The organism is Bradyrhizobium sp., from assembly GCF_035484855.1.
GTDB lineage: Bacteria > Pseudomonadota > Alphaproteobacteria > Rhizobiales > Xanthobacteraceae > Bradyrhizobium.
The window spans coordinates 42,473-54,699 of record NZ_DATHOP010000026.1 but is presented as its reverse complement, the minus strand read 5'-3'; the positions used below and the strand labels follow the sequence as shown (position 1 = coordinate 54,699).

The 12,227-nt window shown below is 63.4% G+C and carries 9 protein-coding genes; 8 read left to right on the top strand and 1 reads right to left on the bottom strand.

The genetic code is table 11. The features are described 5' to 3' along the window. The coding region (locus VK804_RS03085; protein WP_325367706.1) for an acetate--CoA ligase family protein at positions 1 to 1,547 on the bottom strand (1,547 nt) is incomplete at its 3' end. A gap of 334 nt (positions 1,548 to 1,881) precedes the next feature. Here VK804_RS03085 and VK804_RS03080 point away from each other — a divergent pair. The 8 genes from VK804_RS03080 (at position 1,882) to VK804_RS03045 (ending at position 12,011) form a co-directional block, all read left to right on the top strand. Continuing rightward, a complete protein-coding gene (locus VK804_RS03080; RefSeq protein ID WP_325367712.1) occupies positions 1,882 to 2,574 on the top strand; it encodes a GntR family transcriptional regulator in 693 nt (230 codons plus the stop codon). Between the two features lie 83 nt (positions 2,575 to 2,657). Further along, the gene (oxc, locus tag VK804_RS03075; RefSeq protein ID WP_325367704.1) at positions 2,658 to 4,388 is read left to right on the top strand and encodes an oxalyl-CoA decarboxylase; all 1,731 of its coding nucleotides are present in this window, start codon (positions 2,658 to 2,660) and stop codon (positions 4,386 to 4,388) included. An 80-nt stretch (positions 4,389 to 4,468) separates the two neighbouring features. After that, a complete protein-coding gene (gene frc / locus VK804_RS03070; RefSeq protein WP_325367702.1) occupies positions 4,469 to 5,746 on the top strand; it encodes a formyl-CoA transferase in 1,278 nt (425 codons plus the stop codon). A gap of 309 nt (positions 5,747 to 6,055) precedes the next feature. Then, positions 6,056 to 7,366 (top strand): oxalate/formate MFS antiporter, encoded by a 1,311-nt coding sequence (gene oxlT, locus VK804_RS03065; RefSeq protein WP_325367700.1) that lies wholly within the window; start codon positions 6,056 to 6,058, stop codon positions 7,364 to 7,366. A gap of 248 nt (positions 7,367 to 7,614) precedes the next feature. Next, the gene (locus VK804_RS03060; RefSeq protein ID WP_325367698.1) at positions 7,615 to 8,049 is read left to right on the top strand and encodes a CBS domain-containing protein; all 435 of its coding nucleotides are present in this window, start codon (positions 7,615 to 7,617) and stop codon (positions 8,047 to 8,049) included. A gap of 200 nt (positions 8,050 to 8,249) precedes the next feature. Next, positions 8,250 to 9,245, top strand: a complete 996-nt coding sequence (locus tag VK804_RS03055) for a nitronate monooxygenase family protein (RefSeq protein ID WP_325367696.1) — start codon at positions 8,250 to 8,252, stop codon at positions 9,243 to 9,245. 188 nt (positions 9,246 to 9,433) lie between these two features. Next, the gene (locus tag VK804_RS03050) at positions 9,434 to 10,402 is read left to right on the top strand and encodes a zinc-binding dehydrogenase (protein ID WP_325367693.1); all 969 of its coding nucleotides are present in this window, start codon (positions 9,434 to 9,436) and stop codon (positions 10,400 to 10,402) included. A gap of 250 nt (positions 10,403 to 10,652) precedes the next feature. Next, positions 10,653 to 12,011, top strand: coding sequence for a cation diffusion facilitator family transporter (locus tag VK804_RS03045; protein ID WP_325367691.1), 1,359 nt, complete (start codon positions 10,653 to 10,655; stop codon positions 12,009 to 12,011). Positions 12,012 to 12,227 lie beyond the last annotated feature (216 nt).

Genomic DNA, 12,227 nt, shown 5'->3' with positions numbered 1-12,227 from the left:
ACGTCCTCATAGATCTTGTCGTTGCCGGCGAGCGCGCCGGTATGCGAACTCGCGGCCTTGGCGCCCGCCGAGGTGCGGCCGGCCTTCAGAACCACGATCGGCTTCTTCTTCGAGACGCGCTTGGCGACCTCGGCAAAGGCGCGGCCGTCTTTCAAATCTTCACAATGCTGCGCGATGATCTTGGTGTTGTCGTCCTGCTCGAAGAACGTCAAGAGATCGTCCTCGTCGATGTCGGACTTGTTGCCGAGGCCGACGATCGCCGAGACGCCCATTTTCGCCGAGCGCGAAAACCCGATGATCGCCATGCCGATGCCGCCGGACTGCGACGACAGCGCGGCGCCGCCCTTGACGTCATAGGCGGTACAGAAGGTCGCGCACAGATTGGCGGGGGTGTAGTAGAAGCCGTAGATGTTCGGTCCCATCAGGCGGATGCCGTATTTCTGGCCGATCGCCTGGATTTCCTCCTGCCCCTTCACATTGCCGGTTTCGGCATAGCCCGAGGGAATCAGGATCGCGCCGACCACTTTCTTCTCGCCGCATTCGATCAGCGCGCCGGCAACGAGGCTTGCGGGGATCGCAAATACCGCGATATCGACCTCGCCGGGAATGTCCTTGACCGACTTGAAGACCTTCTTGCCCATGATCTCGTCGGCCTTGGGGTGGATCGGATAGATCTCGCCCTTGTAGCCGCCATTGATCAGGTTCTTCATCACGGAGTTGCCGATCTTGCCGGTCTCGGCGGAAGCGCCGATCACCGCCACGGCCTTCGGCTTCATGATCCGGTTCATCTGGCGCACGATGTCGTCATGGTTCGGACGCGGCCGCGGCGGCTTTGGTTCGAAATCCACGACGATTCGGACGTCGGCGGCGACAGCCGCATCCTTGGTCGCGAACACCGGGTTCAAGTCCATCTCGGCGATCTCAGGAAAATCCGTGATCAGTTTGGAGACGTTGACGATGATGGCGGCGATCGCATCGCGGTTGGCCGGATCGGAGCCGCGCACACCTTTCAGCATCTCGGCGGCCTGGATGCCGTCGAGCATCGAGAGTGCGTCCTCCTTCGTCGCCGGCGCGAGGCGGAAGGTGATATCCTTCAACACCTCGACCAGCACGCCGCCGAGGCCGAACGCCACCAGCTTGCCGAACGAGCCGTCGGTGACCGCGCCGACGATGACCTCCTGGCCGCCGATCAGCATCTGCTGCACCTGGATGCCTTCGATCTTGGCGTCGGCTTTGTATTTCTTGGCATTGGCCAGGATGGTGTCGTAATTCTTCTCGGCCTCGGCCGCATTCTTCACGCCCACCACCACGCCGCCGGCCTCGGTCTTGTGCAGGATGTCGGGCGAGACGATCTTCATCACCACCGGAAAACCCATGTCGGTCGCGATCTTCGCAGCTTCAGTGGCCGATTTCGCCACGCCCTCTTTCGGCACCGGAATACTATAGGCGTCACAGACCAGCTTGCCTTCCGGCGCCGTCAGGCTCGTGCGCTTGTCCGCTTTGACGGATTCTAAAATCTTGCGGACCGCATCTTTGGAATTCGACATTGGCTTCCTCCTTGGCGTCTGTTTTTAATTCGTGGCGCCGCCCGCGGCATCGCGCCGCGATCGCTTGCGTGGTGAGTGTTCCCGGGTGTGGCAGACGCGGGTCCGCGTCCGCCGCAACTTCGTTTGCGGCCGCTGATGGCTCGTTATGGCATTTGGTATGCCAGGAGCAAAGTTGTCAAGGTATGACAAGGGCCGAAGTACTGAAAACATGGGTAACTTGACATTCTGGCATTTGGCATGCCAAAAATTAAGCGGAATATTTTTCTGTTGAAGACGGCTCCCACGGAGGAGACCTGTCGTGCCCCCGCGGAAACAACCCAAGGCGCAGTCCACCATGGCCGAGGCCGAGATTGCAATCGTCCGGATTGCCCCGGAGACGAGCTTCAAGAACAAGGCCTATGAGGCCTTGAAGGAAGCCATTCTCAAGATGGACATCTATGCGACGCCGGAACCGGTGATGCTCGACGAGCGCGCTCTGTCCGAGCGCCTCGGCGTCAGCCGCACCCCTATCCGCGAAGCCATCGCGATGCTGGAACAGGACGGCTTTGTGAAGACCGTGCCGCGCCGCGGCATCGTCGTGGTCCGCCGCACCAAGGCCGAGATCGTCGACATGATCCGGGCCTGGGCCGCGCTGGAAAGCATGGCGGCGCGGCTGATCACGACCACCGCGCGCAAGAAGGACATTTCGGCGCTGCGCGACTTCTTCAGGGATTTTGGCCGCGATCGCCTGCCGCAGGACCATGTCGAGGAATATTCCAAGGCCAACATCGCCTTCCACCAGGCCCTGATCTCGCTTTCGGAGTCGCAGGTGCTGGTCGACATGACCAACGACATCCTGCTGCATGTGCGCGGCTATCGCCAGTTGACGATCGGACGCAAGGATCGCACCGCGACCTCGCTGCCCGAGCACATGGCGATCATCGAGGCGCTGGAAGCGCGCGACACCGAGCTTGCGGAGAAGCGCGCGCGCGACCACACGCTCGGCCTTGCCGCCTATGTGGAAGCCCACGGGCAGGAACTGTTTTAGCCAATAACAGCCCTTCAAACCGGGCGACGATTTGAAGAAGACGACGAACGCGTCTCGTCAAGAAAAATCAGGGAGGCCAGCCGATGCTGAACACCGCGACCAAGACCGAGGCGACGGACACCCAGCAGGAGCTGACGGATGGCTTTCATCTCGTCATCGATGCGCTGAAGCTCAACGGCATCCATACCATCTACGGCGTGCCGGGCATCCCGATCACCGATCTCGGCCGCATGATGCAGGCCGAAGGCATCCGCGTGCTGTCGTTCCGCCATGAGCAGAACGCGGGCTACGCGGCCGCCATCGCCGGTTTCTTGACCAAGAAACCCGGAATCTGCCTCACCGTCTCGGCCCCCGGCTTCCTTAACGGCCTGACCGCGCTGGCGCATGCCACCACCAACTGCTTCCCGATGATCCTGGTCTCCGGCTCCTCCGAGCGCGAGATCGTCGACCTGCAGCAGGGCGACTATGAGGAGATGGACCAGCTCGCGGTCGCAAAGCCGTTGTGCAAGGCGGCGTTCCGTGTGCTGCATGCGGCCGATATCGGCATCGGCTTCGCGCGCGCCATCCGCGCCGCCGTCTCCGGCCGTCCGGGCGGCGTCTATCTCGACCTGCCGGCAAAGCTTTTCGGTCAGGTCATGAATGCCGACGCAGGCGCAAAATCGCTGGTCAAGGTGATCGATCCCGCGCCGGCGCAGATCCCGGCCCCATCGGCAATCAAGCGGGCGCTCGATGTGCTGAAAAGCGCGAAACGCCCGCTGATCATCCTCGGCAAGGGCGCCGCCTACGCGCAGGCCGATGAGGCGATCAAGAATTTCGTCGAGAAGAGCGGCGCGCCGTTCCTGCCCATGAGCATGGCCAAGGGATTGCTGCCGGACCTGCATCCGCAATGCGCGGGCGCGGCGCGTTCGACCGTGCTGAAAGACGCCGACGTCGTGATGCTGATCGGCGCACGGCTGAACTGGCTGTTGTCGCACGGCAAGGGCAAGACCTGGGGCGAAGCGCCCAAGAAATTCATCCAGATCGACATCGAGCCCAAGGAAATGGACTCCAATGTCGAGATCGTGGCGCCCGTGGTCGGCGACATCGGCTCCTGCGTTGCCGCGCTGCTGGACGGCATGGGCGGCAGCTGGCCGGCGGCGCCCGCCGACTGGCTCAATTCGGTCAAGGCCAAGCGCGAAGAGAACGTCGCCAAGATGGCGCCGCGGCTGATGAACAACAACTCGCCGATGGACTATCACGGCGCGCTCGGCGTGCTGCGCACCATCATCAAGGAACGGCCCGACGCCATCCTGGTCAACGAGGGCGCCAACACGCTCGACCTCGCGCGCGGCGTCATCGACATGTACCAGCCGCGCAAGCGGCTCGACGTCGGCACCTGGGGTGTGATGGGCATCGGCATGGGCTCGGCCATCGCCGCTGCCGTCGAAACCGGCAAGCCGGTGCTCTGCGTCGAGGGCGACAGCGCGTTTGGATTTTCCGGGATGGAGGTCGAGACCATCTGCCGCTACAATTTGCCGGTCTGCGTCGTCATCTTCAACAACAACGGCATCTATCGCGGCACCGACGTCAATTCGGCGGGCAGCGATCCCGCAACGACGGTGTTCGTGAAGGGCTCGCGCTACGACAAGATGATGGAAGCCTTCGGCGGCACAGGCGTGAATGCGACGTCGCCGGACGAATTGAAGCGCGCCGTCAACGCGGCGATGGACTCCGGCAAGCCGACCCTCATCAACGCGGTGATCGATCCGGCCGCCGGCTCCGAGAGCGGCCGTATCGGCAACCTCAATCCGCAAAGCGTGCTGAAAAAGAAGTGAGCTGACAGTCCAACGAGCGTTATTTCCCGCACGAACGGGCTCGCGGGAATGACGATAACACTATTCCAAGGAGAGTACCGATGACCAAGGCGCTGACGGGTGTTCGAATCCTCGATTTCACCCACGTCCAGTCGGGACCGACCTGCACGCAATTGCTGGCCTGGTTCGGCGCCGACGTGATCAAGGTCGAGCGCCCCGGCGTCGGCGACATCACGCGCGGTCAATTGCAGGACATCCCGAATGTCGACAGCCTGTATTTCACCATGCTCAACCACAACAAGCGTTCGATCACGCTCGACACCAAGAACCCGAAGGGCAAGGAAGTCCTGACCGCGCTGATCAAGAGCTGCGACGTGCTGGTGGAGAATTTCGGGCCCGGCGTGCTCGATCGCATGGGCTTTCCCTGGGAGAAGATCCAGAGCATCAACCCGAAGATGATCGTGGCCTCGATCAAGGGCTTTGGGCCCGGTCCTTACGAAGACTGCAAGGTCTATGAGAACGTCGCGCAATGCACCGGAGGGGCGGCCTCGACCACCGGCTTCCGCGACGGCCTGCCGCTGGTCACCGGCGCGCAGATCGGCGACAGCGGCACCGGGCTGCATCTGGCGCTCGGCATCGTCACCGCGCTCTATCAGCGCACCGTCACCGGCAAGGGGCAACGCGTCACCGCCGCGATGCAGGACGGCGTCTTGAATCTGGCGCGCGTGAAACTACGCGACCAGCAGCGGCTCGCCCATGGCCCGCTCAAGGAGTACAGCCAGTTCGGCGAGGGCATTCCGTTCGGCGATGCGGTGCCGCGCGCCGGCAACGATTCCGGCGGCGGCCAGCCCGGCCGCATTCTCAAATGCAAGGGCTGGGAGAACGATCCCAACGCCTACATCTACTTCATCACCCAGGCGCCGGTCTGGGAGAAGATCTGCGACATCATCGGCGAGCCCGGCTGGAAGACCCATCCCGATTACGCCAAGCCCCCGGCCCGGCTGTCGCGGCTCAACGAAATCTTCGCCCGCATCGAGCAGTGGACGATGACCAAGACCAAATTCGAGGCGATGGAGATCCTCAACAAGGACGACATCCCCTGCGGCCCGATCCTGTCAATGAAGGAACTCGCCGAGGACCCGTCGCTGCGCGCCACCGGCACCGTGGTCGAGGTCGATCATCCCGAGCGAGGCAAGTATCTGTCGGTCGGCAATCCGATCAAACTGTCGGACAGCCCGTCGGATGTGGTGCGCTCGCCGCTGCTCGGCGAACATACCGACGAAATCCTCCGCCAGGTGCTCGGCTTCACCGACCATCAGGTCGCCGAAATCCACGATTCCGGCGCGCTCGATCCGCCGCGCAAGGTCGCTGCCGAGTAAGCGACGGTAGCGTCGAGACCGCTTGGAGCGGCGCCCGGTTGCCGGCGGCTTCCGGTTTTGCCGGCATCAGGTTGCCTGCGACAAATTGCACACGCCGGGCGCGCCAAAACGAACTTGCCCTTCGGCGCGGCGCGATCCCAAGATGCGATCGGCCGAGACTGCACGCGTTGCAACGCACAACAAACCGCCGACAACTCCTGCGGCAAATTCGGCCTTGCGCATTGGAATATAATATACCAGAATTTCCAACGTGCAGCGCCGGAGCGGCCTAACGGGCCAGTTCTCAAGAGCGCGCACTGGGAGGATACAATGGTCGCCAACGCAGCCACCGCGCCAGGTCAGGCACCGTCAAACGGCTACCGCTGGACGCAACTCATCGTCGGCGTCATCTGCATGGCGATGATCGCCAACCTGCAATATGGCTGGACCTACTTCGTCGCCCCGATGGCGAAAGCGAATAGCTGGGATGTCGCGGGCATCCAGGTGGCGTTCTCCATTTTCGTCGCATTGGAAACCTGGCTCACCCCGCTTGAAGGATGGATCGTCGACACGCTCGGTCCGCGCGGTCCGAGGTTGATGGTCGCGGCCGGCGGCGTTTTTGTCGCGCTCGGCTGGCTCATCAACGCCAAGGCCGGATCGCTCGAAATGCTCTATTTCGGCGCCGTGATATCCGGCATCGGCGCCGGCGGCATTTATGCGACCTGCGTCGGCAATGCCGTGAAATGGTTTCCCGATCGCCGCGGGCTCGCCGTCGGCCTGACGGCGGCCGGCTTTGGCGCCGGCGCGGCGGTCACCGTGATTCCGATTCAAAAGATGATTGCCTCGATCGGATATTCCGACACCTTCTTCTGGTTCGCGTTGGGTCAGGGCATCATCATCTTCGTGCTGGCGTGGCTGCTGCGCCCGCCGCTGCCGGGCGAGATTCCGTCCGGATCCGCCGTCAAGGTATTGCAGTCGAAGAATTCGAGCACGCCGGCCCAGATGCTGGCTTCGCCGGTGTTCTGGCTGCTCTATGTGATGTTCGTGCTGGTGTCGGCCAGCGGCCTGATGGTGACGGCGCAGATCGCGCTGATCGCCAAGGACTACGGCGTCGGGTCGACCGTGATCCTGTTCGGCTTCACCACCCTGATCGTATCCGGCGTGATCGACAATGTCGCCAATGGCGGCGCGCGGCCCTTCTTCGGCTGGGTGTCCGACCAGATCGGGCGCGAATACACCATGGCGATCGCGTTTACCGCCGGCGGCCTCGCCTACTGGCTGTTGGGAACCGCCGGCACCACGCCATGGACCTTCGTGATCTGCGCGGCGTTGATCTTCTTCACCTGGGGAGAGATCTTCAGCCTGTTTCCCTCGACCTGCACCGACATGTTCGGCCCGAAATACGCCACCACCAACACCAGCCTGCTCTATACCGCCAAGGGATTGTCGGCCTTCGTCGTGCCGCTGGCGAACCTCCTGAAGAACTACACCGGCGACTGGCACGCGGTGTTCGCGGTGGCCGCGATCATGAACTTCATCGTGGTGGCGTTGGCGCTGTTCGTGGTGCGGCCGTGGCGGCTCTCGATCAGCGCCTCGGAAGGCAACAAGGGCGCGGTCGGACAGGTACACCCGGCTGAATAAGGGCGGCGGCAAGCCGCGCATCCAGCTGCGCCCTGCTTTGCTGTAAAGTGCAAGCCCCATGCCGGCTCGCGCCAAATGAAACCTGCGCCGCCCGGGGGAGTTCTGGATTCGCTGCAACGTCAGTAGCGCTGCTGGTTTTTTTGCATTTGGTAGCGGATGATACTTGATCCCAAATTGACAATTGGCATAATGTATACCAGAGTAACTTTCGACTGAAGCGCCCTGCGGTTCACATCAAGGAGGTTGCGATGCAAGTCGGAGACATCCTGCGCAATAAAACGGCCCGCGTTGCGACGGTGCGAATGAACGAAACCGTCGGCATTGCCGCGCAATTGATGCGCGCCAGCAATATCAGCGCGCTGGTGGTCAAGGACGTGGTCCGCACCGAAGGCAATACGGCGGTCGGCATGTTCACCGAACGCGATGTGGTGCGCGCCATCGCCGAGCACGGCGCCGCCGGCGTCAATCTGAAGGTGTCGCAGCTGATCTCGGTGCAGCAGCTGGTGTCCTGCAGCTCGACCGATACGCTCGAACATGCGCGCCACCTGATGAACCGGAACCACATCCGCCATTTGCCCGTGATCGACAATTTCAGCCTGATCGGCGTCATCAGCATTCGCGACATCTCGACCGCGTTCGACGACGCCGCCAACGCGGCTGCGCCCTCGGTCTCCGCGGCCTGACTGTTCGCTCCAGTCGTTCGCCACCACTCCGGGCGAAACGCAAGCGGGCTGAAATTCCGTCACCCGAAACGGGCGCGAAGGTCCCTCGCCCGCGCGGCCATGGACATTTGCCGGCCGTGACGGCATCCTGCCCCTGAAAATTCGAAGAAATCAGAACGTGCGCGGGTTTGCCCGCGCCGGGGAAACAATCAGGGTTCAAGATGATCAAAACGCGATTTACCGAACTGGTCGGCGTCGAACATCCGATCGTGCAGGGCGGCATGCAATGGGTCGGCCGGGCCGAACTGGTCGCCGCCGTTGCGAACGCCGGCGCGCTCGGTTTCATCACCGCGCTGACGCAGCCGACGCCGGAGGATCTCACCAGGGAGATCGCGCGGTGTCGCTCCCTCACCGACAAGCCGTTCGGCGTCAACCTGACCATCCTGCCTTCCATCAAGCCGCCGCCCTATGCGGAATACCGCCAGGCCATCATCGAAAGCGGCATCAAGATCGTCGAGACCGCCGGCAACAAGCCGCAGGAACACGTCACCGAGTTCAAGAAGCACGGCATCGTGGTCGTGCACAAATGCACCAGCGTCCGCCATGCGCTGTCGGCGGAGCGCATGGGGGTCGACGCGATCTCGATCGACGGGTTTGAATGCGCCGGCCATCCCGGCGAGGACGACACGCCGGGCCTGATCCTGATTCCGGTCGCCGCCGACAAGGTCAAGATTCCGCTGATCGCTTCCGGCGGCTTTGGCGACGGCCGCGGCCTGGTGGCTGCGCTCGCGCTCGGCGCCGAGGGCATCAACATGGGCACCCGCTTCATGTGCACCAGGGAGAGCCCGATCCACCAGCTGATCAAGGAGAAGATCGTCGCCAATGACGAGCGCGAGACCGAATTGATCTTCCGCACCATGCGCAACACCTCGCGCGTCGCCAAAAACGCGGTGAGCACGAAAGTCGTCGCCATGGAGAAGGAGGGTGCCACCTTCGAACAGGTCCGCGACCTCGTCGCCGGCGCGCGCGGCAAGATGGTCTATGCGTCAGGCGACGCCGATGAGGGCATCTGGTCGGCGGGGCAAGTGCAGGGATTGATCCACGATATCCCCTCCTGCGCGGAACTGGTGTCGCGCATCATGCATGATGCCGAAACCATCATTCGCAGCCGGCTGGAAGGCATGAGGACCGGTGCGCGCCGCCAAGCCGCGGAATAGACGGCTTGGCTTTACCTCTCCCGCTTGCGGGGGGTCGACGCCAACGGGTCGCGCGAATGCGCGCCCGATGACAGGCTCCGCGCCGGGTGGGGGAAACTCTCTCCACACGAACAGTCTGACTCGCTGCGCCACCCCCACCCCAACCCTCCCCCGCAAGCGGGAGAGGGAGCAAAAAAGAGAATGAATTCATGAAGGCCTATGTTTACGGCGCCAACGGCGCTGAAATAACCGACGTTGCAAAACCCGTACCCAAGGGCACGCAAGTGCTGGTCAAGGTGCACGCCTGCGGGCTCAACCGCGCCGATCTCGGCATGACCAAGGGCCATGCCCATGGCAGCGCCGGCGGCGTCGGTACCGTGCTCGGCATCGAATGGGCGGGCGAGATCGCCGAACTCGGCCCGGAGGCCAGGGGCGTCAAGGTCGGCGACAAGATCATGGGCTCCGGCGGCGCCGCATTCGCCGAATATACCCTGGCCGATCACGGCCGGCTGTTCCGCGCGCCTTCGAACATGAATTTCGAGGAAGCCGCGACGCTGCCCGTCGCGCTCGCCACCATGCACAACGCGGTCGTCACCAATGGCGCGCTGCAGCCGGGCCAGACCGTCATGATCCAGGGCGCGAGCTCCGGCGTCGGCCTGATGGCGATGCAGATCGCAAAGCTCAAGGGCGCCAAGCTCGTGATCGGCTCCTCGACGGATGCGATGCGCCGCGGCCGCCTGAAGGAATTCGGCGCCGATCTCGCGGTCGATTCGTCCGATCCCGGCTGGGTCAAGCAGGTGCTGGATGCAACATCGGGCGAAGGCGTCGACCTGATCGTCGACCAGGTCTCGGGCAAGGTGGCGAGCCAGAACCTCGCCGCCACCAAGATCAAGGGCCGCATCGTCAATGTCGGCCGGCTCGGCGGCACCCGCGCCGAATTCAATTTCGATCTGCACGCCGCCCGCCGCATCCATTACATCGGCGTCACCTTCCGCACCCGCACCATCGAGGAAATCCGCGAGATTTTCGACGAGGTCCGCCGGGATATCTGGGGCGCGGTCGAATCGCGAAAGCTGCAATTGCCGATCGACAAGGTCTATGCCTTCGACGACATCGGCAAGGCATTCGAGCACATGGAAGCCAACAAGCACCTCGGCAAGATCGTGGTGACGCTGTAGCTAACCAACTCGGGCTTTGCCCTCACCACGCTGTTCGGCGCAACGCCCAATCTGCCGTCGATGCGTTAGCCGCATTTCCGTTGCTGCTGGTTTGCCGCCGAGGCCACCAAACGCGCGGGCCTCAGGAGCCTGGTGAAGGCGCAGCCTTTAATCGGAACAATTCGCAACAGCTCCTAATATCCTGTTCGGTGCTTTGATCTTGCATGACGGGCTGCTAAACCCCGCCGCCATGCGCCCTTCCGATCAAACGATGAAATCCCGCGTCGCGGCAATCTCGGTTTTTGCCAGCGCCGGCATGGCCGCGGCCAAATTCGCGGTCGGCATCGCCATCGGCTCGCTCGCGCTGATTTCCGAGGCGCTGCATTCCTCCGTCGACGTGGTCGCGACCGTCATCACCTGGATGGTGGTGCGGGTGTCCGGCCTCCCGGCCGACGAGGAACATCATTACGGCCACGGCAAGTTCGAGAGCGTGTCGGCGCTCGGCGTCATTGCCATGCTCTATGTGCTGGCCGGCGGCATCCTGGTCGAATCCTGGAGCCGGCTGAGCGAAGGCGCGCCGCCGCCGACCATCACCGCGATCCCGTTCATCGTGCTGCTGGTGGATATCGCTGTGAACTTCTGGCGGGCGCGCGCGCTGCACCGCGCGGCGCGCGACACCAGGAGCCAGGCGCTGGCCGCCGACGCCCTGCATTTTGCCTCCGACGTGCTGGGCTCGGTCGCCGTCATCATAGGCCTTGCGCTTTCCGGACTGGGCTATCGCTGGGGCGATGGCGCGGCCGCCATCGCGGTCGCGCTGATGATCGCCCTGCTCGGCCTTCGCATGGCGCGCTCCACCGTGGAAACCCTGCTCGACCGCGCACCCGTTGGCGCCGCGGAGAAGGCTGCCGCCGCGATCCGCTCGGTGCCCGGCGTGGTCGGCGTCGAACGGTTGCGGGCGCGCATGGTCGGCCCGACGCACTTCATCGACGCCATCGTCGAGGTTCCCCGCACCTTTCCGATCGACCGCGTCGAGGAGATCAAGCGCAAGGCGCAGGCCGCGGTGACAAAGGCGCTCGACGACGCCGACCTGACGTTTACCGCGGTGCCGGTGGCGCGCGACAATGAGAGCATCCGTGAGCGCATCATGGTGATCGCGCGCAATTCCGGTCTCGCCATCCATCATGTCACCGTGCACGATCTCGGCGGCAGGCTGACCGTCAGCATCGACCTCGAGGTCGACGGCGAGATGGCGCTGACCGCGGCCCACGACATCGCCCAGGAACTGGAGCGCAACATCCGCGACGAATTCGGCGAGGACGTCGAGGTCGACACCCACATCGAACCGCTGGAGCCGGAATTGCCGTTTGGCACCGACGCCGCCCCCGACCGCGTCGCGGCCGTCGAGGCCGCGCTGAAGAGCTTCGCCGCCGATACCGCAATCCACGACGTCCACAGCGTGCGGGTGCGCGATACCGACGCCGGCGAAATCGTCAACTTCCATTGCCGTGCCGCGCCCGCGATGAGCGTGATCAAGGTGCATGAGAACGTCGATGCGATCGAGCGCGCGCTGCGCCGCGCGTTCCCGACCATCAAGCGCGTCATCAGCCACGCCGAGCCGCCGAACGCCTGACGTGGGATGAACGTCGTCGTGCGCGTTCTACTTTTGGACTCACTTTGTCGGTAATTTTGCGGAGGTTTGGAGTCGGAATTCTCCGTTGGACAAGATTTATTTGAATTAACGAATCGTTGACTCTCGACAGCCTGCGAAAACTGGATTCAAATCGCCGTGATTCGGAACACGGACTGGGGTCGTTCCGGATCGGGTGCAAGAAGTCTTCCGAGGGGG

What these genes read in the sequence shown, in the direction of transcription:
- oxc (WP_325367704.1), top strand. Translation starts at nt 2,658, where the DNA reads ATGCTGAACACCGCGACCAAGACCGAGGCGACGGACACCCAGCAGGAG.
- VK804_RS03060 (WP_325367698.1), top strand. Translation starts at nt 7,615, where the DNA reads ATGCAAGTCGGAGACATCCTGCGCAATAAAACGGCCCGCGTTGCGACG.
- VK804_RS03045 (WP_325367691.1), top strand. Translation starts at nt 10,653, where the DNA reads ATGAAATCCCGCGTCGCGGCAATCTCGGTTTTTGCCAGCGCCGGCATG.
- oxlT (WP_325367700.1), top strand. Translation starts at nt 6,056, where the DNA reads ATGGTCGCCAACGCAGCCACCGCGCCAGGTCAGGCACCGTCAAACGGC.
- VK804_RS03050 (WP_325367693.1), top strand. Translation starts at nt 9,434, where the DNA reads ATGAAGGCCTATGTTTACGGCGCCAACGGCGCTGAAATAACCGACGTT.
- VK804_RS03055 (WP_325367696.1), top strand. Translation starts at nt 8,250, where the DNA reads ATGATCAAAACGCGATTTACCGAACTGGTCGGCGTCGAACATCCGATC.
- VK804_RS03080 (WP_325367712.1), top strand. Translation starts at nt 1,882, where the DNA reads ATGGCCGAGGCCGAGATTGCAATCGTCCGGATTGCCCCGGAGACGAGC.
- frc (WP_325367702.1), top strand. Translation starts at nt 4,469, where the DNA reads ATGACCAAGGCGCTGACGGGTGTTCGAATCCTCGATTTCACCCACGTC.